This window comes from Streptomyces sp. G7(2002) (assembly GCF_028870195.1).
GTDB lineage: Bacteria > Actinomycetota > Actinomycetes > Streptomycetales > Streptomycetaceae > Streptomyces > Streptomyces nigrescens.
Genome location: NZ_CP102609.1, coordinates 3,402,590 through 3,423,189, shown reverse-complemented (window position 1 = coordinate 3,423,189; position 20,600 = coordinate 3,402,590). Strand labels below are relative to the sequence as shown.

The 20,600-nt window shown below is 70.3% G+C and carries 20 protein-coding genes; 9 read left to right on the top strand and 11 right to left on the bottom strand.

Annotation, left to right across the window (positions count from 1 at the left end):
- Positions 1-181: 181 nt before the first annotated feature.
- From leuA to NUT86_RS14165, 4 genes are all read left to right on the top strand, one after another.
- The gene (leuA, locus tag NUT86_RS14180) at positions 182-1,960 is read left to right on the top strand and encodes a 2-isopropylmalate synthase (protein ID WP_274735522.1); all 1,779 of its coding nucleotides are present in this window, start codon (positions 182-184) and stop codon (positions 1,958-1,960) included.
- Positions 1,961-2,146: 186 nt separating this feature from the next.
- The gene (locus NUT86_RS14175) at positions 2,147-3,175 is read left to right on the top strand and encodes an SGNH/GDSL hydrolase family protein (protein ID WP_274735520.1); all 1,029 of its coding nucleotides are present in this window, start codon (positions 2,147-2,149) and stop codon (positions 3,173-3,175) included.
- Positions 3,176-3,488: 313 nt separating this feature from the next.
- The gene (locus tag NUT86_RS14170) at positions 3,489-4,196 is read left to right on the top strand and encodes a TerB family tellurite resistance protein (protein ID WP_018088181.1); all 708 of its coding nucleotides are present in this window, start codon (positions 3,489-3,491) and stop codon (positions 4,194-4,196) included.
- 28 nt (positions 4,197-4,224) lie between these two features.
- Positions 4,225-4,797, top strand: coding sequence for a LysR substrate-binding domain-containing protein (locus tag NUT86_RS14165; RefSeq protein ID WP_274740475.1), 573 nt, complete (start codon positions 4,225-4,227; stop codon positions 4,795-4,797).
- 41 nt (positions 4,798-4,838) lie between these two features.
- On the opposite strand, the gene NUT86_RS14160 is transcribed toward NUT86_RS14165, so the two are convergent.
- The 6 genes from NUT86_RS14160 to NUT86_RS14135 are packed head-to-tail and all read right to left on the bottom strand — an operon-like array spanning position 4,839 to position 10,202.
- Entirely contained in the window at positions 4,839-6,074 is a 1,236-nt protein-coding gene (locus NUT86_RS14160) for a cytochrome P450 family protein (RefSeq protein WP_274735518.1), read from the bottom strand.
- A complete protein-coding gene (locus NUT86_RS14155; protein ID WP_018088178.1) occupies positions 5,990-7,369 on the bottom strand; it encodes a cytochrome P450 in 1,380 nt (459 codons plus the stop codon). The genes NUT86_RS14160 and NUT86_RS14155 overlap by 85 nt, the downstream gene beginning before the upstream one ends.
- Positions 7,366-7,944, bottom strand: a complete 579-nt coding sequence (locus tag NUT86_RS14150) for a GTP-binding protein (RefSeq protein WP_018088177.1) — start codon at positions 7,942-7,944, stop codon at positions 7,366-7,368. The genes NUT86_RS14155 and NUT86_RS14150 overlap by 4 nt, the downstream gene beginning before the upstream one ends.
- 28 nt (positions 7,945-7,972) lie before the next feature.
- Positions 7,973-8,335, bottom strand: coding sequence for a DUF742 domain-containing protein (locus NUT86_RS14145; RefSeq protein WP_085927072.1), 363 nt, complete (start codon positions 8,333-8,335; stop codon positions 7,973-7,975).
- The gene (locus tag NUT86_RS14140; protein ID WP_018088175.1) at positions 8,332-8,760 is read right to left on the bottom strand and encodes a roadblock/LC7 domain-containing protein; all 429 of its coding nucleotides are present in this window, start codon (positions 8,758-8,760) and stop codon (positions 8,332-8,334) included. Before NUT86_RS14140 ends, NUT86_RS14145 begins: the two co-directional genes overlap by 4 nt.
- A complete protein-coding gene (locus NUT86_RS14135; protein WP_018088174.1) occupies positions 8,757-10,202 on the bottom strand; it encodes an ATP-binding protein in 1,446 nt (481 codons plus the stop codon). The genes NUT86_RS14140 and NUT86_RS14135 overlap by 4 nt, the downstream gene beginning before the upstream one ends.
- Before the next feature lie 643 nt (positions 10,203-10,845).
- Here NUT86_RS14135 and recO point away from each other — a divergent pair.
- Positions 10,846-11,592, top strand: coding sequence for a DNA repair protein RecO (gene recO / locus NUT86_RS14130; RefSeq protein ID WP_026169380.1), 747 nt, complete (start codon positions 10,846-10,848; stop codon positions 11,590-11,592).
- Between the two features lie 72 nt (positions 11,593-11,664).
- Positions 11,665-12,483, top strand: a complete 819-nt coding sequence (locus NUT86_RS14125; RefSeq protein WP_026169379.1) for an isoprenyl transferase — start codon at positions 11,665-11,667, stop codon at positions 12,481-12,483.
- Between the two features lie 77 nt (positions 12,484-12,560).
- Here NUT86_RS14125 and NUT86_RS14120 read toward each other — a convergent pair whose 3' ends face one another.
- The 4 genes from NUT86_RS14120 to NUT86_RS14105 form a co-directional block, all read right to left on the bottom strand.
- Positions 12,561-12,989, bottom strand: a complete 429-nt coding sequence (locus NUT86_RS14120; RefSeq protein WP_026169378.1) for a Fur family transcriptional regulator — start codon at positions 12,987-12,989, stop codon at positions 12,561-12,563.
- Positions 12,990-13,132: 143 nt separating this feature from the next.
- Positions 13,133-14,032, bottom strand: a complete 900-nt coding sequence (locus tag NUT86_RS14115; RefSeq protein ID WP_018088170.1) for a metal ABC transporter permease — start codon at positions 14,030-14,032, stop codon at positions 13,133-13,135.
- Entirely contained in the window at positions 14,032-14,811 is a 780-nt protein-coding gene (locus tag NUT86_RS14110) for a metal ABC transporter ATP-binding protein (protein WP_159488303.1), read from the bottom strand. Before NUT86_RS14110 ends, NUT86_RS14115 begins: the two co-directional genes overlap by 1 nt.
- A gap of 32 nt (positions 14,812-14,843) precedes the next feature.
- Positions 14,844-15,806 carry a metal ABC transporter substrate-binding protein gene (locus tag NUT86_RS14105; RefSeq protein ID WP_274735513.1) on the bottom strand — a complete coding sequence of 321 codons (963 nt, stop codon included), beginning with the start codon at positions 15,804-15,806 and terminating at the stop codon, positions 14,844-14,846.
- Between the two features lie 210 nt (positions 15,807-16,016).
- Between NUT86_RS14105 and NUT86_RS14100 the strand changes: the two genes are divergently transcribed.
- The gene (locus NUT86_RS14100) at positions 16,017-17,399 is read left to right on the top strand and encodes a glycine--tRNA ligase (RefSeq protein ID WP_018088167.1); all 1,383 of its coding nucleotides are present in this window, start codon (positions 16,017-16,019) and stop codon (positions 17,397-17,399) included.
- A gap of 428 nt (positions 17,400-17,827) precedes the next feature.
- Here NUT86_RS14100 and NUT86_RS14095 read toward each other — a convergent pair whose 3' ends face one another.
- Complete coding sequence (locus NUT86_RS14095) at positions 17,828-18,271, bottom strand: hypothetical protein (protein WP_018088166.1); 444 nt, start codon at positions 18,269-18,271, stop codon at positions 17,828-17,830.
- A 175-nt stretch (positions 18,272-18,446) separates the two neighbouring features.
- Between NUT86_RS14095 and NUT86_RS14090 the strand changes: the two genes are divergently transcribed.
- Together NUT86_RS14090 and NUT86_RS14085 are read left to right on the top strand one after the other, a co-directional pair.
- The gene (locus NUT86_RS14090) at positions 18,447-19,673 is read left to right on the top strand and encodes a sensor histidine kinase (protein ID WP_148593260.1); all 1,227 of its coding nucleotides are present in this window, start codon (positions 18,447-18,449) and stop codon (positions 19,671-19,673) included.
- Between the two features lie 8 nt (positions 19,674-19,681).
- On the top strand, positions 19,682-20,320 hold the full coding sequence (locus NUT86_RS14085) for a response regulator (protein ID WP_148593262.1): 639 nt from the start codon (positions 19,682-19,684) through the stop codon (positions 20,318-20,320).
- Positions 20,321-20,600 lie beyond the last annotated feature (280 nt).

Here is a 20,600-nt window from a genome sequence, read left to right as displayed (position 1 = left end):
GGGTGCTGTGCATCATGCGTTTCGGGCTGCTTCTCCTTAGCTGCCGCGGCGAGGGCCTGTAGTCGTAGGCCGACCCCCTCCCCGCGGAGTTCGGTGTTGCGATCTATCGCCCCGTCGGCCTCTCCCTGGCTCTTGTGGAGCAGGGGGACCCCCAGCGGACATACGAGGAGCCCTACGCACCATGACGAATCCGTCGAGCCCCGCAGGTCATGCCGTCGGCCGGCCCACCCCGGTCACCAACGCGACGCAGCTGCAGCGGCCCTCCGGGATGCCGGTCCACAAGTACGGCCGCTACGAAGCGGTCGACATCCCCGACCGCACCTGGCCCGACAACCGCATCACCGTCGCGCCCCGCTGGCTCTCCACCGACCTGCGGGACGGCAACCAGGCGCTGATCGACCCGATGTCGCCCGCCCGTAAGCGCGAGATGTTCGATCTGCTGGTGCGCATGGGCTACAAGGAGATCGAGGTCGGCTTCCCCTCCTCCGGGGAGACGGACTTCGCGTTCGTCCGCTCGATCATCGAAGAGGGCGCGATCCCCGAGGACGTGACGATCTCCGTCCTGACGCAGGCCCGCGAGGAGCTGATCGAGCGCACCGTCGAGTCGCTGCGCGGCGCCCACCGCGCCACGGTGCACCTGTACAACGCCACCGCCCCCACCTTCCGCCGGGTCGTCTTCCGCGGCTCGAAGGAGCAGGTCAAGCAGATCGCCGTGGACGGCACCCGGCTGGTCATGGAGTACGCCGACAAGATCCTCGGCGACGAGACGATCTTCGGCTACCAGTACAGCCCGGAGATCTTCACCGACACCGAGCTGGACTTCGCGCTGGAGGTCTGCGAGGCGGTCTGTGACGTCTGGCAGCCCGAAGAGGGCCGCGAGATCATCCTGAACCTGCCCGCCACCGTCGAGCGCTCCACGCCGTCCACCCACGCCGACCGCTTCGAGTGGATGTCGCGCAACCTGTCCCGGCGCGAGCACGTATGCCTGTCCGTACACCCGCACAACGACCGGGGCACCGCGGTCGCCGCCGCCGAGCTGGCGATCATGGCGGGTGCCGACCGCATCGAGGGCTGTCTGTTCGGGCAGGGCGAGCGCACCGGAAATGTCGACCTGGTGACGCTGGGCATGAACCTGTTCTCCCAGGGCGTCGACCCGCAGATCGACTTCTCGCAGATCGACGAGATCCGTCGTACGAGCGAGTACTGCAACCAGATGGAGATCCACCCGCGCCACCCCTACGCGGGCGATCTGGTCTACACCGCCTTCTCCGGCTCCCACCAGGACGCCATCAAGAAGGGCTTCGACGCCATGGAGGCCGAGGCCACCGCCGCCGGCAAGACCGTGGACGACATCGAGTGGGCGGTCCCGTACCTGCCCATCGACCCCAAGGACGTCGGCCGCTCCTACGAGGCCGTCATCCGCGTCAACTCGCAGTCCGGCAAGGGCGGTATCGCCTACGTCCTGAAGAACGACCACAAGCTGGAACTGCCGCGCCGGATGCAGATCGAGTTCTCCCGGATCATCCAGGAGAAGACCGACACCGAGGGCGGCGAGGTCACGCCGACCGCCATCTGGTCGGCCTTCCAGGACGAGTACCTGCCCAACCCCGAGAACCCGTGGGGCCGCATCCAGGTCAAGAACGGCCAGACCACCACCGACAAGGACGGCATCGACACCCTCACCGTCGAGGCCGAGGTGGACGGTGCGGAGACGGTGCTGGTCGGTACCGGCAACGGCCCGATCTCCGCGTTCTTCGACGCGCTGCAGAGCATCGACGTGGACGCGCGGCTGCTGGACTACCAGGAGCACACCATGAGCGAGGGTGCCTCCTCGCTGGCCGCCTCGTACATCGAGTGCGCGATCGGTGACAAGGTCCTGTGGGGCATCGGTATCGACGCCAACACCACGCGCGCCTCGCTGAAGGCCGTCGTCTCCGCCGTGAACCGCGCGGGCCGCTGACCCGGCACGAGCACCTCCTCTCGCGCCCCCGTGGCTCTCACCGAGCCGCGGGGGCGCCGTTGTGCGACCCCGCCACCTGAAGGTGGGGTTTGGACTCCGCGCCTGTCACGGTGAGTAAGTGATTCAGTACGTTTGGTGATCAGCGCCCGTCGGACAGGCCGCGGCGCGGACACCAAGGACGTGCAGATGAGCAGATATGGCATGCCCGCACTCTCCCGGCTGGCCGTCGCGGCGGTTGCCTCGCTCGCCGTGGTGGCCTCCGCATTCGCCCCGGCGGCATCCGGAGCCCCGGCCCGGGACGCGGACCGCCCGGAGTATGTGGCGCTCGGCGACTCGTACAGCGCCGGGGTGTTCGTCCGCCCCTGGGAGGAGGACGACGGCTGCGGCCGCTCCGGGCGCAACTACCCGCATCAGGTGGCCGGTCAGCTCGGATTCGAGCTGACGGATGTGACCTGCGGGGCCGCCGAGGTGGTCGACGGGGTCCTGGCACCCCAGCCGGCCTCCAAGATCTACGGGCCGCCGACCATCCCGCCCCCGGGCGGCTGGTCCGATCTGCCCGCGCAGGTCGACGCGCTGTCCCAGGACACCGACTACGTGACCGTCGGCATCGGCGGCAACTCCCTCGGCTTCGGGTCCATCGTGAAAAAGTGCCTCGAACTGGGCGTCACCAAGCCCCTGCAGCTCAGGCCCTGTACCAACCACTACAGCAACGGTGGTGCGGGTGAGGACTGGCTGGAGGAGCGGTTCACTCAGCTGGACACCGACCTCGCCCGCATGATGACGGTGATCCACCGGCGCGCACCGCACGCCCGGGTCGCCGTCGTGGGCTATCCGGCCATCGTCCCCGACAACACCGGCTGCAATTTCTGGCACTGGAACCAGCTCGGCAGCGTCAAGAAGGGCGATATGCCCTGGCTCGACGGCCTCGAACTGCGCCTGAACGCACTGCTGGAGAAGCACGCCGCTTACCACGCCGCGAGCTACGTCGACACCTACGGGCCGAGTGCGGCGCACGGGGTGTGCGAGAGCGGCGACGCCAAGTGGATGTACGGCATCAAGGACAACCTCACCGGTGAGGGCGGCCAGACCGACCCGCCGAACGAGCAGTGCCGCTCCCTCCCCGGTGCCGGCGAGGCCTGCACCTTCGTCCACCCCAACGCCCGCGGTCTGGACAACCAGACACGGCAGGTGAGCCGGGCGCTGATGACCTCGTAAGGCTGACGCCGGTCCCGGCGCGGCCTGCCGTACCCCCACCGGTTTTGGCCAAGCCGGGCCCCGTCAGGAGCGGCCCCCTCAGCCGCCCCACCCGTCGCCCGCCTCCTCATGGCCATGCTCTTCACGGCGTCCATAGGCCCCGCCCCCTACCTTCCGGAGGGGCGGGGTCCTTCGTCATCCGGCCAGTTGTCCGGTACGGGGTGCTGACGCCGCATCACGTATGTGGCTAACATCACGTCCCATACGACGAGGGGGCCGTCGGGGTGCCTCCCGTGTCCGGAGGGCCACGGGTGAGTTACGGAGGGCTGACGTGATGCACAAGATGTGTGTGATGGGCGTGCGCACGTCCTGGCGGACCGTCGCCGATGGCGAGTTCTTCTGCCCGGACTGCGGCGGGGACCGCAACTACCTCCGCCGGACCGGCCGTCGCCGGCTCACCCTCCTCGGCCTCCCGCTCCTCTCCCGCGGCGCCGCCGGACCGGTCCTGGAGTGCTCCGCCTGCCACGGCCACTTCGGCCCGGACGCCCTGGACCACCCCACCACCCTCCGCTTCTCGGCGATGCTCAGGGACGCCGTCCACACCGTCACCCTCGCGCTGCTGGCCGCCGGCGGCACCTCCTCCCGCGCGGTCCGCGACACCGCCGTCGACACGGTCCGTGCGGCCGGCTTCGCGGACTGCTCCGAGGACGAGCTGCTGACCCTGCTCGCCGCCCTCGCCGCCGACACCGGCCGGCTGACCGGCACCTACGACGCGGTGACCGGCGGCCACTGCGGCCACCAGGGCCTGGACCCGTGCGGCACCGCCCTGGCCATAGAGCTCCATGAGGCGCTGGAACCGCTCGCCCCGCATCTCGCCCCCGCGGGCCGGGAATCCCTCCTCCTCCAGGCCGCCCGCATCGCCCTCGCCGACGGCTCCTACACCCCCGCGGAACGCGAGGTGCTGAGCACGGTCGGCAGCGCCCTCATGCTGCGCCCCGCCGAGACGAACCGCCTGCTGGCGACGGCGCGTACGCCGTCCTGAGAGGCACTGGGCCCCTCCCGCCCGGCTCCTGCCGCCCTCGTCCGGCGCAGGGCTCACCGGCTCTGTTACGCGGTCATCAGCTGAGCAGTTCCTCCTCGTCGCGCATCCGGGACATCCGCTGGCCGGTCGCGCGGTGACCCCGGCCGACCTGGAGCGGCAGCATTTCCTGTTCCGGGAGGAGGGCTCGGCGACGCGCCGGGCCCAGGACGACGCGCCGGCCCGCTGGAAGCTGTCGCCCGCGCGCTGTCCGCAGATCAGCGGGAACGAGACGCTCAAGCCCGCGGTGCTGGCCGGCCTCGGCATCGCGGTGCTCCCGCGGCGCTGTGTGGCCCGGGAGTTGCTGGAGGAGCGGCTGGCCCTCCTCCGGCCCGACCCCGAGCTGCCCGCCTGCGCGATCGTGCTGGCGACCTCCCGTGAGACGTCGTTCTCCCCGGCCGAGCGGGAGTTCATCGGCCTGCTCCGCGCCGTGGATGACGCGCGGGCCGTGGGCGGGGGCGGCCCTCTTCCGGACGGGGAGGTCCCCGTCGGGGGCCCCGGCGTCCCCGGGCCCCTGGCGGCCCCGGCCGGGATGGCCGACGACCCCGCCACCCGGATGGGGTGACGGGGCCGGGTGCCGGAGCGTCGGGCCGCTTCAGGCCGGGTTCACGCCGGGGTCAGACGGACCGGCAGGCTGCGCAGACCGCTCGAGATGAAGCCGCTGGTGGGTTCCAACTCCTCGTCGGCGGTGGCCAGTTGAAGGTCGGGGAAGCGGGCGAAGAGGGCCGGGAGGGCGATCCGGGCCTCCATACGGGCCAGCGGGGCGCCGAGGCAGTGGTGGACGCCGTGGCCGAACGCGAGGTGCTCCTGGCGGGTCCGCCGGATGTCGAAGTCGGCCGCCGTGTCGCCGTGGAACGCGGCGTCCCGGCCGGCCGCCGCGTACGCCGGGAGGATCGCCTCGCCCTTGCGGATGGTCGGGCCGTCCGGGATGTCGATGTCCTCCACCGCGAAGCGGAGCGGGAGGGCGGCGATGCTGGGGGCCCAGCGGAGGGTCTCCTCGATGGCGTCGGCCCAGGGGACCTGGCCCGAGCGCACCAGCTCGAGCTGCTCGGGGTGGGTCAGCAGGGCGTGCACGGCGTTGCCGAGGAGGTCGACGGTGGTCTCGTGACCGGCGCCGATGACGAGCAGGAGGGTGTCCAGCAGCTCCTGCTCGGTCATCTTCTGGCCCTCGTCGTCCCGCGCGGAGACCAGGAGGCTGGTGAGGTCGTCGGCCGGGTTCTCCCGCTTGCTGCCGACCAGTTCGGACAGCAGCGCATGGACGCCTGCCGCGGTGGCGGCGGCCTGCTCCGGGGTGGCCGTGGTGTCCATGATGGCCTCGACGAGGCGGGCGAGTTCGGCGCGCTGCTCGCCCTCCGGGAAGCCGAACAGCTCACAGATGACCTGCATGGGCAGCGGGTGGTTGAAGCGCGCCCGCAGGTCCAGGGGCTCGCCCGCGGGGTGCGCGGCGAGGTCGTCCAGCAGCGCCATGGTGATGCTCTCCACGCGCGGCAGGATCGCGTCGGTGCGGCGGGCCGTGAACGCCGGGGCGATCAGCTTGCGCAGCCGGCGGTGATCGGCGCCGTACGCGGTGAACATGTTGGTGACGCCGATCCAGGACTGCAGCCAGCTGCTGCGGATCTCCTCGCGCTGCCAGGCCGGCCAGTGGTCCCGGGGGTTCTTGGAGACCCGGTCGTCGGTCAGCAGCTGCTTGAGGAGGGTGTGGCTGGTGACCGACCAGGCCTCGATACCGCCGGGCAGCTCGGTCCGCGCCACCGGACCTAGCGCGCGGAGGCGGGCTGCCTCCCCGTGGATGTCGCTTCCGACCGGGTCGATGACGAAGGGCTGCTGTCCCTGTTGTGCCATGGAGTGGCTCCTGCCTGGTCGGGGGTGATCGGGGTGAAGCGGGCCGGGAGCCCGACGAGAGCCCGGTGGAACGCGCCGTTGCGCCACTGCAACTCGCTTGCGTCCACGGCCAGTTCGATGTCGGAGAGCCAGGCCGTGAGCCGCTCGATCGCGGTGGTGGCGATCAGCAGCGCATGCCGCTTCACGGGACAGGCGTGCGGACCCGCCGCCCAGGACAGGTGTGAGCCGCCGCCCGAACCGGGCGTCCCCAGCGACGTGGTGTCGAACTGGCTGTTGGCGGCCGCGTACGACACCATCACCAGCTGCCCCTTGCGCACCCAGGTGCCGTGGAAGAAGACGTCACGGACCGGGAAGTGGGCGGAGTAGTTCGTCAGCGGCGGGTCGTTCCACAGCACCTCGTTGATGGCGTCGTGCGCGGTCAGCGCGCCACCGGACAGGGTGTTGTAGTAACGGTCGTCGGAGAGCATCCGCGACAGCGCGTTGCCGATGAGGTTGGCCAGCGGTTCGTTGCCCGCGCCCATCGTGAGGATGATGTTGTGGATCAGTTCCTCGTCGTTGAGCGCGTTGGGATGGTCCATGAACCAGGACGTCAGGTCCGGACCGCGCTCGGCCTTCTTGGAGCCGACCAGCTCCATGATGTAGTTCGTGTACGCCTCGTTGGCGGCCGCCGCCTCCTCGGGGGAGGTGCCGTCCAGCATCCCCGCGATGGCCTCGATGAGCCGGTCGCTGTAGGAGTCGGGCATCCCGAAGAGGTTGTTGAACATCAGCAGCGGGATCAGCCGCGCGTAGTCGGCGATCAGATCGACCTCGCCGTGCGCCCCGAAGCGCTGGATCAGGGTGTCCGCGGCGTGGTGGACGCGGGCCCGCAGCTCATGCGGCTCGACCAGCTTGAAGCTGTCGACGACGACGTCCCGGTAGCGGACGTGCGCCGGCCCGTCGGCGTAGAAGATGTTCGGGCGCCACATCAGCATCGGCATGACCGGCGAGTCCGCGGGGACGGTCGTCATCCACTCACGGGAGTCCTTGGACCAGGTGCTGTCGTCGTGCAGCAGGTCGAGGGCCGCCCGGTAGTCGGTGACCAGCATCGCGGTCACCTCCGGCGCGATCTCGACCGGCGCCAGCGCCCCGTACTGCCGCAGCTGTGCGTAGATGCGGTGCGGGTCGGCGGCGAAGTCCGGTCCGTAGAGCTTCACCGGCGTATGGGCGTCGGGCTGTGCCGGTGCCTGCTGGTACGGGGCGGCGTGCGCCGGGCAGCCCGGTGGCGGTGCGGCTCCCGGCTGGTGCGGGGAAGTCACGGGTTCGGGTTCTCCTCGGGGGTGTGGGCCAGGACGTGCCCGACGAGCGCGATCAGCGCGTCGACGGACTGCTCCTGGTCGCGGGCGTCGCACATCACCAGCGGCGTCTCGGGGTGCAGATCGAGCGCCTCGCGGAGCTTCTCGACGCTGTACTCGGGCGCGTCGGGGAAGGTGTTGACCGCGACCGCGTAGCGCAGCCCGGCCTCCTCGACGATGTCCATCACCTCGAAGGAGTCCGCCAGCCGGCGGGTGTCCGCGAGGACGAGGGCGCCCAGTGCGCCGCGGGCGATGTCCTGCCACAGGGGACGGAAGCGCTTCTGTCCGGGCGTGCCGAACAGGTACAGCACCAGGTCCCCGGGCAGGGTCAGCCGCCCGAAGTCGATGGCGACGGTGGTGGTGGTCTTCTCCCGTACTCCGGCGAGATCGTCGACGGCGGCGCCGGTCTGGGTCATGACCTCTTCGGTGTGCAGCGGCGGGGTTTCCGACAGCGCACGGATGAGGGTGGTCTTGCCGACCCCGAACGGTCCCGCGATCAGCAGTTTGACCAGTGTCTGGTTCTCGCCGGAGAGGTACATGCTGCCGGTGCTCGCGCCGGTGCCGGGGCTAGGACTTGAGAGAGCGGAGTCCATCGAGAACCCTCTCCAGGATGTGTCGGTCGAATTGCTCGGCTTCGGGGATGGGGGCACGGGCGTGCAGTCGCCCGGCGTCGACGAGATCGGCCACCAGCACCTTCACCACGCTCACGGGCAGGTGAAGGTGGGCGGCGACCTCGGCCAGAGACAGCGCCCCGGGCTGCAGCAGCTCCAGGATGCGGTGCTCCTCCGGGCGTACCTCACTGGTGATCGGCATCCCCACGCTGTGCAGCAGGGTGAGCCGGTCCAAGGTGTTGCGGCTGGGCTGGGCGCGTCCGCCGGTCGCCAGATAGGCCGGTACGAGGCGCCTGCCGCTGCTCTGGCGCGGGGTCATGCCGGGTTACCGAGGTCCCGTGCCCGGCTGTTCATGACCTTGTTGCCCAGGGTCGTGACCTGGACCTGCATATGGTGCGCGACCACACCCATGTTCACCTCCGGGCCGGCGAAGACGGCCAGGCAGGTGTTCTCGCCGGCCGGTATCGCGAAGACGAAGCCTTCATCGGACTCGATCACGGTCTGCCGCAGCCGGGTGTCGTCCTTCTCGGCGAACGCCGCGGTGACGGCACGGCCCGCACCCTGCAGCGCGGACATCATCGCGGCGACGCCCTCGGCGGAGTCCCGCTTCAGGCCGGGCGAGGAGCCCTCGATGAATCCGTCGCCGGAGATGACGGCTGCGTGAATCACATGCGGCAACTCCAAAAGGGGCTCCAGCACCCAGGACTTGTCCTCGGCGACACGGCGGCGGGTGGGGCTGTTCATGACTGAGCGTTCCCTTCGGGACTGCGAGGGGGTTCTGACTGGGCGGCTGCCCGGCCGGATTCGGTGCCGCGCTGGAGCGCGGCCCAGCGGGTTCCGGTCTCTTCCGGGGAGCGCTCGGGAGCCGACTCGGTGCGCGCGGCACTCTCGTCGAGTTCGGACACGGGCTTCCGGCGCCGCCGGCGCGGGAGTTCCCCTTCGGCCTGCTGGGCGGGTGCCTCGTAGGAAGGGGCGGGCGCGGGCTGCGCGGCGGGTGCGGGCTGCGCGGCGGGCGCGGCGGCGGCCTGCGGCGGCGTCGCGGAACCGGTGGGCAGCACGGAGGAGGAACGATCCGGCACCGCGGAACGGTGCGGCAGAGGAGCCATCACGGACATCGGCTGGGCGCTCTCGTCGAGGACGGTGAGGAGGGGGTCACCCGGGATGTACACGACCGCACGCACCCCGCCGTACGGCGAGGGCTCGACATGCACGCCGAAGCCGTACTGACGCACCAGCTGACCGGCCGCCGCGAACCCGGACCGCGGCGGGTCACCGAGCTGGGTCAGCAGCAGGTCCTCGTCACCCGACAGCAGCTCCATCGCCGCCTTGATCTCGTCGTCGTGCATCCCGACGCCGTAGTCGTCGACGATGACCGAGGCGCCGCGGTTGCCCTGCTGGAGGGTGATGGTGACGGGCAGTTCACGGTGCGAGTGGTGCAGCGCGTTGGCCAGCAGCTCGGTCACCACGATCGCGATCGGCTCCACGGCCCGCGCGACCACCGCGACCGGGTCGCGCAGCTGATTGCTGATGTTCACACGCTCGTAGCCGCGCAGCCGGGAGGTGGCGCCGACGACCAGCTCGGCGAGGTAGGAGTCCTCGCGGGTCAGGCCCGGCCAGGCGCCGCAGACGACGCCGGTGGCCTGGATGCGCCGCAGCGCCTGCTCGTTGAGGAAGTCGGCGTTCAGCAGGTCCTGGGCGACGTTCGGGTCGTCGTAGCGGTGCTGCATCTCCTGCAGCGACGTCTGGAGCTGGTAGAGCAGCGCCTGGATGGTGGTGGTCGCCCCGCGGAGGGTGGACTGGGCGGCGGCGTCCACGCGCGCCCGCTCCTTGGTGATCGCGTCGCTGACCTGCTCCAGTACGGCGTTCAGCGCCTGCTCGGTCTCCGACCCGGTGAACCGCGCGTCCAGCAGCCCCGGTACGGGCACATGGGGGTGGGCCAGCGCCAGCGTCAGGTCGGGGAGCCGGCTACCGGCCAGATGCCGGATCTCGGCCTCGGTGGCGCGCAGCCGGGCCGTCAGCTCCGTATTGCTGTGGAGCGTGGCGCTGCTCTGTTCCTCAGCGGTGGACAGGCGCCTTCTCAGGTCCGCGCGCTGCTTGCCCGCACGGATCGAGAGCGCCGCCAGGACCACGGCGGCGGCCGTACCTGCGCTGAGGCACCACAACAGCGCCTCCGGTATGGATGTCATCGAGATCCTCAATTGGGGTACTGACTGGATCGGCCGGCCTTCACGGCGATGTGCTGCCGAACATCACCGGATGCTACCGGGCAGTTGACGAGCCGTGAGGGCCACTTCCACGGGGCGACTGAGAAGTACGGAAGGTCGTCTTCCGCCCGCGATGACCCGGACCATAACGTGATGTGGCCCCGTCATCCAGTGGGATGGCGGGGCCTTTGTGTCCCTGTTGTGTACGCCCGGTGAAAGCTGGTCAGGCGCCCGGGAAATGCCCGTCTTTGACGGCACCGGCGAACGCGGCCCAGGCGGTCGCGGGGAAGGCGGGCGCGGGGTCGTGGGGGGGGAGCGGTGCGTCGGCCATGGCTTCCTCCTTTCCCTGCAAGGCAGTTGTAGGGCTCACCTCGTTGCGCAGCGCAATTCCACAGCGCAATTCCACAGCGTCACGCTCTGCATGCGAACAGTGAGGCCGTTTACGGAAGGTGGACGTGATGAAGCGGATCAAGGAAATGGGGAGCGCGACGACCGCCGCCCGTCGACCGGCCGATGCCCGGCGGGCAACGCCGTGTACCAGGCGCGCGCCGCCAGCGGCGCCCGGCCCGGACGCCGCAGCAGGCCGGGCGACCGCGGCCCGGCCGCCATGCGCGAGAATGGCGCCATGAGTCTGTTCCGCGACGACGGCATCGTGCTGCGCACCCAGAAGCTGGGTGAGGCGGACCGGATCATCACGCTGCTCACCCGGGGCCACGGCAGGGTCCGTGCGGTGGCCCGTGGGGTGCGGCGGACGAAGTCGAAGTTCGGGGCGCGGCTGGAGCCGTTCTCGCACGTCGATGTGCAGTTCCATGCGCGCGGCAGCGAGCTGATCGGGCGCGGGCTGCCGCTGTGTACGCAGAGCGAGACGATCGCGGCGTACGGCGGCGGGATCGTCACGGACTACGCCCGCTACACGGCCGGCACGGCCATGCTGGAGACCGCCGAGCGGTTCACCGACCACGAGGGCGAGCCCGCCGTGCAGCAGTACCTGCTGCTGGTCGGCGGGCTGCGGACGCTGGCCCGCGGGGAGCACGAGCCGCATCTCGTGCTGGACGCGTTCCTGCTGCGCTCGCTCGCCGTCAACGGCTACGCGCCGAGCTTCGACAGCTGCGCACGGTGCGGGCTGCCCGGTCCCAACCGGTTCTTTTCGGTCGCGTCGGGCGGGGTGACCTGCGGCGACTGCCGGGTGCCGGGGAGCGTCGTACCCTCCTCTGAGGCCATTGGGCTCCTGAGCGCGCTGCTGACCGGCGACTGGGAGACCGCGGACGCCTGTGAGGCCCGTCATGCCCGGGAGGGCAGTGGGCTCGTCACGGCGTATCTGCACTGGCATCTGGAGCGGGGCCTGCGCTCTCTCCGGTACGTAGAGAAATAGCGAAACCACCCTCAAGACACATACGCCCCTCAAGGCAAAACGCCCTCAAGACACATAGGAGACGTGGGCCGCATGGCACGACGCGGGATTCTGGGCCGTAATCGACGTGAGTACGTGACGCCCGAGCCGCACCCTTCCGGTGCGCGGCCGCCGAAGATCCCCGGTGAGCTCGTCCCGAACCATGTGGCGGTCGTCATGGACGGCAACGGCCGGTGGGCCAAGGAGCGCGGGCTGCCGCGCACCGAGGGCCACAAGGTCGGCGAGGGCGTCGTCATGGACGTCCTCAAGGGCTGCATCGAAATGGGTGTGAAGAACCTTTCGCTGTACGCCTTCTCGACGGAGAACTGGAAACGGTCGCCCGACGAGGTGAAGTTCCTGATGAACTTCAACCGCGATGTCATCCGGCGGCGCCGTGACGAGATGGACGCGCTGGGTATCCGTATCCGCTGGGTCGGGCGGATGCCGAAGCTGTGGAAGTCGGTCGTGCAGGAGCTCCAGATCGCTCAGGAGCAGACCAAGAACAATGACGCGATGACGCTGTATTTCTGCGTGAATTACGGCGGCCGGGCCGAGATCGCGGACGCGGCGGCGGCCATCGCGGCGGATGTGCGGGCCGGAAAGCTGGACCCGTCGAAGGTCAACGAGAAGACCGTCGCGAAGTACATGTACTACCCGGACATGCCGGATGTGGACCTCTTCGTGCGGCCGTCGGGTGAGCAGCGGACCTCGAACTACCTGATCTGGCAGAGCGCGTACGCCGAGATGGTCTTCCAGGACATTCTGTGGCCGGACTTCGACCGGCGGAACCTGTGGGAGGCGTGCCTGGAGTACGCCAAGCGGGACCGCAGGTTCGGCGGCGCGCAGCTGGCGGACGGCGAGTCCGCGACGTAAGGGCCGCGGGCAGACGCGTAACGGGCCGCCTCCGGTCATCGGAGGCGGCCCGTACGCATTGCTGTCCTTGCCGTCGGCTACTGCTTCTCGGCGGTCCGGGCGGCGCACTCGCCGCAGGTCCCGAAGATCTCGATGGTGTGCGCGACGTCCTGGAAGCCGTGCTCCCGGGCGATCTGGTCGGCCCACTTCTCCACCGCGGGGCCCTCGACCTCGACGGCCTTGCCGCAGGCCCGGCACACCAGGTGGTGGTGGTGATCGTCGGTGCTGCACCGGCGGTAGACCGCCTCGCCTTCGCTGGTGCGCAGCACATCGACCTCACCGGCGTCGGCGAGGGACTGCAGCGTCCGGTAGACGGTGGTCAGCCCGACCGAGTCGCCCTTGTGCTTGAGCATGTCGTGCAGCTCCTGCGCACTGCGGAACTCGTCGACCTCGTCGAGTGCGGCCGACACCGCGGTCCGCTGCCGCGTCGACCGGCCGCGTACCGGAGATCCCGCGCTCGTCGCCACCGTTGCCTCCCTAGGACGTCAGGACTTCCCCCTGCCGTGCGTCCCGCCATTGTGCCAGGTGATGACCGGCTCCCCGGTGAGACGCTTACCCGTACACGCATCTGTCTGCCGACGGTGGTGCGCCGGCTCCTCTTTGCCCGTGCTCACCCGGACACACTCACATCGTCGGTGACGGTGCGGTCGCCGGGTACCTCCAGAGTGCACCCCTTCGAGGCCTCTGCGGCAGCCCTTGCACGCTTTTTCGCGAGCGGCGCGGCGAGCCCGGTGAAGAGCACGAACACCCCGATGGCGAACAGCACGATCGTCGCGCCGGACGGGACGTCCACGTAGTACGAGGTGGTGGTGCCCGTCAGGGTGACCGCGACACCGATCGCCACCGCCACCGAGAAGGTCACCGCGAAGCTGCGGCTGATCTGCTGGGCGGCCGCGACCGGGATCACCATCAGGGCGCTGACCAGCAGCAGTCCGACGACGCGCATGGCGACGGTGACGGTGACCGCGGCGGTGACGGCGACCAGCAGATTGAGCAGCCGCACCGGCAGGCCCGTCACCCGGGCGAACTCCTCGTCCTGGCACACCGCGAACAGCTGGCGGCGCAGGCCGATCGTGATCGCCAGCACCAGGGCGGCCAGCACATAGATCGTCGTCATGTCCTGCGGCGAGACGGTGGTGATCGAGCCGAAGAGGTAGGTCCCGAGGTTGGCGTTGGAGCCCGCGTCGGACAGGTTCATCAGCATCACGCCGCCCGCCATACCGCCGTAGAACAGCATGGCCAGGGCGAGATCGCCGCGGGTCTTGCCGTACCAGCGGATCAGCTCCATGACGACGGAGCCGGCGATGGCGACGGCGGTGGCGACCCAGATGGGGCTGGTGTTCAGCAGGAAGCCGAGGCCGACGCCGGTCAGCGCGACATGGCCGATGCCGTCGCCCATCAGGGCCTGGCGGCGCTGGACGAGGTAGATGCCGATGGCGGGGGCGGTGACGCCGACGATCAGGGCGGCGATCAGGGCCCGCTGCATGAAGGCGTAGTTGAGGATCTCCATCAGCTCAGCAGCCCCGTCCGGATCGGTTCCGCGGCCGCGTCGGCGTGCGGGTGGACATGGTCATGGCCGGGCAGCGCATGCTGGCCCACGGCCTCGGGCGGCGGGCCGTCGTGGACGACGCAGCCGTCCCGCAGCACCACCGCGCGGTCGATCAGCGGCTCCAGCGGGCCCAGCTCGTGCAGCACCAGCAGGACCGTGGCGCCGCGGCCGACCTGTTCGCGCAGGGCGCCGGCGAGCACCTCCTGGCTGGCCAGGTCGACGCCGGCCATCGGCTCGTCCATGATCAGCAGTTCCGGTTCACCGGCCAGCGCACGGGCGATCAGCACCCGCTGATGCTGGCCGCCGGACAGCGCGTTGACGGAGTCCTTGGCGCGGTCGGCCATGCCGACCAGCTCCAGCGCCCGGTGCACCGCGGCCCGGTCGGCCTTGCGCAGGATGCCCAGCTTCGTACGGGCCAGCCGGCCGGCCGTGACGACCTCGCGGACCGTGGCGGGCACACCGCCGGCCGCGGTGGTGCGCTGCGGGACATAGCCGATCCGGGCCCAGTCCCTGAACCGCCGGAACTCCGTGCCGAAGAGCGCCAGCTCACCGCCGGTGAGCGGGACCTGGCCGATCACGGAGCGTACGGCGGTGGACTTGCCGGAGCCGTTGGCGCCGAGCAGCGCGACGACCTCACCGGACCGCACGGTGAGGTCGACGCCGCGCAGCACGGGACGGGCGCCCAGCGAGGCGGTCGCCCCGCGCAGGTCGATCACCGGCTGGGTGGGCGGCTGGTTCATGGTGACCTCCGTCACGTGCGGTGCGGTGTCCGTCACTTGCTGCCGAGCGCCTTCTGCAGCGCGGCGAGGTTGGCCCGCTGGACGCCGAAGTAGTCCTTGCCGCGGGACTTGGCGTTGATCCCCTCCAGCGGGTCGAGGACATCGGTCTTCAGATGGAGATCGCCGGCCAGGGCCTTGGCGGTGGCCGGGTTGGCGATCGTCTCGAAGAAGACCGTGGAGACGTGGTGGTCCTTGGCGAGGGTGTGCAGGTCCCTGATGCGCTTGGCGCTGGGCTCGGACTCCGGGTCGAGTCCGCTGATGGCCTCCTCGGTGAGGCCGTAGCGCTCGGCGAGGTAGCCGAAGGCCGCGTGGGTGGTGAGGAAGGTGTCGGACTTCCGCTTCTTCAGCCCGTCCTTGAACTCGGTGTTCAGCCCGTCCAGCTTCTCCACCAGGGCGTCGGTGTTCTTCTGGTAGTCGGCCTTGTGCTTCGGGTCGGCCTTGGCGAGGGTCTTGTTGACGCCCTTGGCGACCTCGGCGTACTTCACCGGGTCGAGCCAGATGTGCGGGTCCTTGCCGCCCTCGGACTCCGAGTGCGAGTGGTTGTCGCCGGTGGTGTGGTGGTGGCCGTCGACCTCGGTGCCGTGCTCCTCAAGGCTGGTGAGGGAGGCCGCGTCGGCGACGTTCTTGGCGCCGGACTGCTCCACGGCGTCGTCCACGGCGGGCTGCAGGCCCTTGAGGTAGACGATCGCGCCGGACTCGCCGAGCTGGGCGGTCTGCTTCGGGGAGAGCTCCAGGTCGTGCGGCTCGACCCCCGGCTTGGTGAGGTCGGTCACCTCGACGTGCTTCCCGCCGACCTGCCGGGCGAGGAATTCCATGGGGTAGAAGGACGCTGTCACCTTCAGCTTGCCGTCCTCGGTGCGGGCGCCACCCGAGGGGGAGCAGGCGGAGAGGGCCAGCAGGCCGAGCACCGAGACTCCGGCGAGGGTCGCGGTGGATATGGGACGGCGTATGTTCATGACACTCATTTTCAACAAAGTTGGAAACGATTGTCAACAACGGATGGGCCGGTGTGAGCGGGGCGACAGTGGGCCGGAACCGATTTGATCCAGGGGGTACGGCCGCCGGTACCCTGAACTATTCGCCCGGCCGTCTTTTGACCAGCACCCCTCATGGAGACGCTAGGGCGCCGCCCATCCATCGTTCGTCGTCGTAATGAAGAGAGCACCGTGGCCGCCGACAAGATCGATACCATCGTCAGCCTGAGCAAGCGCCGTGGCTTCGTCTATCCGTGCAGTGAGATCTACGGCGGCTCCCGCGCTGCCTGGGACTACGGTCCGCTGGGCGTCGAGCTCAAGGAGAACATCAAGCGTCAGTGGTGGCGCGCCATGGTCACCTCGCGCGAAGACGTCGTCGGTCTCGACTCGTCGGTGATCCTGGCCCCCGAGGTCTGGCAGGCGTCCGGCCACGTCGCCACCTTCACCGACCCGCTCACCGAGTGCACCTCCTGCCACAAGCGCTTCCGCGCGGACCACCTGGAGGAGGCGTACGAGGCCAAGCACGGACGGCTCCCCGAGAACGGCCTCGCCGACGTCAACTGCCCCCACTGCGGCAACAAGGGCGGCTTCACCGAGCCCAAGCAGTTCTCCGGCCTGCTCTCCACCCACCTCGGCCCCTCGCAGGACACCGCCTCGGTCGCCTACCTGCGCCCCGAGACCGCGCAGGGCATCTTCACCAACTTCGCCCAGGTGCAGCAGACTTCCCGCAAGAAGCCGCCGTTCGGCATCGCGCAGATGGGCAAGTCCTTCCGCAACGAGATCACGCCCGGCAACTTCATCTTCCGGACCCGTGAGTTCGAGCAGATGGAGATGGAGTTCTTCGTCAAGCCGGGCGAGGACGAGAAGTGGCAGGAATACTGGATGGCCGAGCGGTGGAACTGGTACCGCGACCTCGGCATCCGCGAGGAGAACATCCGCTGGTACGAGCACCCGGCCGAGAAGCTCTCGCACTACTCCAAGCGCACCGCTGACATCGAGTACCGCTTCAACTTCGGCGGCACCGAGTTCTCCGAGCTGGAGGGCGTGGCCAACCGCACCGACTACGACCTGTCGGCGCACGCCAAGGCGTCCGGCCAGGACCTCTCCTACTTCGACCAGGAGGCCGGCGAGCGCTGGACTCCGTACGTCATCGAGCCGGCGGCCGGTGTGAACCGCGCGATGCTCGCCTTCATGCTCGACGCGTACATCGAGGACGAGGCGCCCAACGCCAAGGGCAAGATGGAGAAGCGGACCGTCATGCGGCTCGACCCGCGCCTGGCGCCGGTCAAGGTCGCGGTGCTGCCGCTGTCCCGCAACCCGCAGCTGTCGCCGAAGGCGAAGGGTCTGGCCACGGACCTGCGCAAGAACTGGAACATCGAGTTCGACGACGCGGGCGCGATCGGCCGCCGCTACCGCCGCCAGGACGAGATCGGCACCCCGTTCTGCGTCACCGTCGACTTCGACACCCTCGACGACAACGCGGTGACCGTGCGTGAGCGCGACACCATGAAGCAGGAGCGGGTCAGCCTGGACCAGATCCAGGCCTACCTGGGCGCACGACTGCTGGGCTGCTAGTCCCGCGCGGGGCGGCGCCGGTCCCTTGCGGGGCGGCGCCCCACCTGTGACCTGTGACCTCAAGCGCCGGTCGGGCTCGGAATTCCGGGCCGGGCCGGCGCTTTTGTGTGGGTGGGCGGTGGGTGGTGGGTGGAGTGGCGGGCGGGGTTGCCGTGGGGGTGGGACCGCCGAGGGGTGGCGTGGGGGCGGATCGCCGTGGGGCTGATCGTTGCGGTGGCTGATCGCAGTGGGGGCGGATCGCAGTGGGGGCGGATCGCGATGGGGGCAGATCGCGATGGGGGCGGATCGCGATGGCGTCGGGGCGTCGGGGCGACGGTGCGGGGTCGCGGGAATGTCTCCCGGCGTCCGCACGTTGTGGCCCGCGAGGGGGCCGCACCACCCCTACGGGTTCTGTTCGCCCGTGCCCTAGGTTCTCCGCGGCCGGTTCCCTAGCTCTTCCGCGTCGGGCGCGTGGCGAGCACCGCGCACAGGCCCGCCAGGGGCAGTTCGGCTCCGGCTGCCATGGCGACGGCGGTGGCCAGTTCCGTGCCGGGGGCGGCGGTGGCCAGGTCGAGGCAGGCGTCGGCGAGGAGGAGGACGGCCGCGGCGGCCGCGGGGGCGCGGTGCCGGGAGTCGCCGCGCAGCAGCCGGGTGCCGGTGACGAGCAGCGCGACGGCCTCCAGGGCGTCGAGGGCGACCCAGGCGACGGCCTCGGCGGGCGGGAGGGTGCCGGCGAGGTAGCCGAGCCAGGGGAGAAGGATGAGGCCCGCGCCGGTGAGAATCCTGCCCTGCCGCCGGCGTCGTCCGGCGTCGGTCCGCACCAGGCCGCCGGAGATGCCGCGACGAGGGTAATTGCCGTGTTTGACAGGAGAGTTGAGGGCGATGAGGGCCATGGAAAGGTTCTCTTTCGGAGTCGCGAACCCGGCCGTCGGGCTCGTGATCAACACTCCGGTTTTCGGTGCCCGCCGTCAGTAACCCCGCTGTCCGACTTGGGGTGGCACCAGCTACACCCCCGGAACGGACACTGCTGTCATGGCCGCCCCAGAACCGGCCCCATACGGTTGGATCATGACCGTCCCGCCCCGGCTCCGCCGGGCCCTCATCCGTATGCGGCGCGACCTCGCCTTCGTCGCCGCCGGGGTGCCGCTGCACCTCGTCCCGGCGCTGCTGTTCTGGTGGGCCATCTCCCTGCTGACCGACACGGTGAACGGGGTCTCTTCCGAGGCTCCCGTGGAGCTGATCGCCCCGCTGACCCTGCTGGTCATCGCCGGATACGGGTTCACTGAGGCGCAGCGCTGGCGGTTCCGGGCGATTTGCGGGGTGGAGCTGCCGCGGCTGCGGTTCACCGAGGGCAAGCGGCAGCTGGGCTACAACTGGCTGGTCGGCCCGCTGCTCGGAGTACTGGAACTCCTGTTGCTGGCACTGCTGTTGACGGCGCTGGTCGCGGCGCTGGTGCTGGTGTGGGTGTGGCTCGTTCCGCCGCAGTGGCGTCGCGGGCACCCCGGCTACACCGTCCCCGGTGCCTATCTCACCGTGCTGGGGCTGGTGGCACTCGCCGCGGTACCGGGTCTGGCCGCGGGGCTCGTCCGGCTGGAGATCCTGGTCGGGCGGGCGGTGCTGGGCGTGAGCCGGTCCGAGGAGCTGGCGCGGCGGGTCGAGGACCTCACCGAGAGCCGGGCCGGTGCGGTGGACGCCGCCGACGCCGAACGGCGGCGTATCGAGCGGGATCTGCACGACGGCGCACAGCAGCGGCTGGTGTCCCTCGCGCTGAACCTCGGGCTCGCCAAGGCCACCCTCACGGACCTGCCGCCGGAGGCACGGGAGGTCATTGATGCCGCGCACCGCGAGGCGAAGGACGCGATCGAGGAACTCAACCATCTGGTGCGGGGGCTGCATCCGGCCGTTCTGGACGAACTGGGGCTGGATGCCGCCCTGTCGGGGCTCGCGGCCCGCGCACCGCTGCCCGTACGGCTGCGGGTGGATCTGCCGGCGGAACTTCCGCAGCGGACCGCGCCGGCCGTCGAGGCGGTCGCCTACTTCGTCGTCTCCGAGGCGCTGACGAATGTCGCCAAGCACGCGCGGGAGGCGACCCGGGCGGAGGTGACGGTCACCCGGCTCGGCGAGATACTTCGGGTGGTGATCGCCGATGACGGTATGGGCGGCGCCGATCCGGCCAAGGGGAGCGGCTTGAAGGGGCTCGCCCAGCGCGTGCGCTCCGTGGACGGAACGTTCCGGATGAGCAGCCCCGTGGGGGGCCCGACCATGATGAGCGTGGAGCTGCCGTGCCCGATGTGAGGCGTGCCGTGATCGCCGAGGACTCCGTTCTGCTGCGGATCGGGCTGGTCAAGGTGGTGGAGATGGCCGGGTTCGAGGTGGCGGCCGAGGCGGGGGACGCGCAGGGGCTGCTGGCGGCGGTCGAGGAGCACCGGCCGGACCTCGCGGTGGTGGATGTCCGGATGCCGCCCGGCTTCACGGACGAGGGCGTGCGCGCGGCGCTGGCGATCCGGCAGAAGTGGCCCGGCACGGCGGTGTTGATGCTCTCCCAGTACGTCGAGGAGCGGTACGCGGCCGATCTGCTGGCGACGAACACCAGCGGGGTGGGCTATCTGCTCAAACAACGGGTCGCGGATGTCGAGGAGTTCATCGAGGCGCTGCGGAGGGTGGCGGCCGGCGGCACCGCGCTCGACCCGCAGGTCGTCGCCCAGCTGCTGGTGCGCCGGGCGAGCGATCCACTGGAGCGGCTGACGGCCCGCGAACGGGAGGTTCTCGCCCTGATGGCCGAGGGCCGCTCCAACGCGGGTATCGCCGCACAACTGGTGGTGAGCGAGAGCGCGGTCGCCAAGCACATCAACAACATCCTCGCCAAGCTGGACCTGCCGAAGGCGGACGCCGACCACCGCCGGGTGCTGGCGGTGCTGCATTTCCTGGGGGTGGGGGGTTAGGGCTCGTCCGGGGCCTGGTTGGTGGTTGCTGGTTGGTGGGTGGTGGTTGGTTGGGGTGCTGGTCGGTGGGGTGGGCGCTGGTCGAGTGGCGGGCTCTGGCCTGGGGAGGGGCGGGCCCTTGCCTGGGGAGGGCGGGCCCGGTCGTCGGTGGGGTGAGGCCCCGGAGCTGCCGGACCGGGCGCCCGTCCTGCGGTCGCTGACCGTATGCGCTCATGGAGCGCATCCGAACCACCCGGCTGGGTGCGGGCGGCGGGCCGCCAGTGTCAGTGCCATGGGCTAT

What these genes read in the sequence shown, in the direction of transcription:
- NUT86_RS14135 (WP_018088174.1), bottom strand. Translation starts at nt 10,202, where the DNA reads ATGACATCCATACCGGAGGCGCTGTTGTGGTGCCTCAGCGCAGGTACG.
- NUT86_RS14140 (WP_018088175.1), bottom strand. Translation starts at nt 8,760, where the DNA reads ATGAACAGCCCCACCCGCCGCCGTGTCGCCGAGGACAAGTCCTGGGTG.
- NUT86_RS14160 (WP_274735518.1), bottom strand. Translation starts at nt 6,074, where the DNA reads ATGGCACAACAGGGACAGCAGCCCTTCGTCATCGACCCGGTCGGAAGC.
- recO (WP_026169380.1), top strand. Translation starts at nt 10,846, where the DNA reads ATGAGTCTGTTCCGCGACGACGGCATCGTGCTGCGCACCCAGAAGCTG.
- NUT86_RS14170 (WP_018088181.1), top strand. Translation starts at nt 3,489, where the DNA reads ATGCACAAGATGTGTGTGATGGGCGTGCGCACGTCCTGGCGGACCGTC.
- NUT86_RS14095 (WP_018088166.1), bottom strand. Translation starts at nt 18,271, where the DNA reads ATGGCCCTCATCGCCCTCAACTCTCCTGTCAAACACGGCAATTACCCT.
- NUT86_RS14105 (WP_274735513.1), bottom strand. Translation starts at nt 15,806, where the DNA reads ATGAACATACGCCGTCCCATATCCACCGCGACCCTCGCCGGAGTCTCG.
- NUT86_RS14175 (WP_274735520.1), top strand. Translation starts at nt 2,147, where the DNA reads ATGAGCAGATATGGCATGCCCGCACTCTCCCGGCTGGCCGTCGCGGCG.
- NUT86_RS14150 (WP_018088177.1), bottom strand. Translation starts at nt 7,944, where the DNA reads ATGTACCTCTCCGGCGAGAACCAGACACTGGTCAAACTGCTGATCGCG.
- NUT86_RS14125 (WP_026169379.1), top strand. Translation starts at nt 11,665, where the DNA reads ATGGCACGACGCGGGATTCTGGGCCGTAATCGACGTGAGTACGTGACG.
- NUT86_RS14145 (WP_085927072.1), bottom strand. Translation starts at nt 8,335, where the DNA reads ATGACCCCGCGCCAGAGCAGCGGCAGGCGCCTCGTACCGGCCTATCTG.
- NUT86_RS14115 (WP_018088170.1), bottom strand. Translation starts at nt 14,032, where the DNA reads ATGGAGATCCTCAACTACGCCTTCATGCAGCGGGCCCTGATCGCCGCC.
- NUT86_RS14090 (WP_148593260.1), top strand. Translation starts at nt 18,447, where the DNA reads ATGACCGTCCCGCCCCGGCTCCGCCGGGCCCTCATCCGTATGCGGCGC.
- NUT86_RS14110 (WP_159488303.1), bottom strand. Translation starts at nt 14,811, where the DNA reads ATGAACCAGCCGCCCACCCAGCCGGTGATCGACCTGCGCGGGGCGACC.
- leuA (WP_274735522.1), top strand. Translation starts at nt 182, where the DNA reads ATGACGAATCCGTCGAGCCCCGCAGGTCATGCCGTCGGCCGGCCCACC.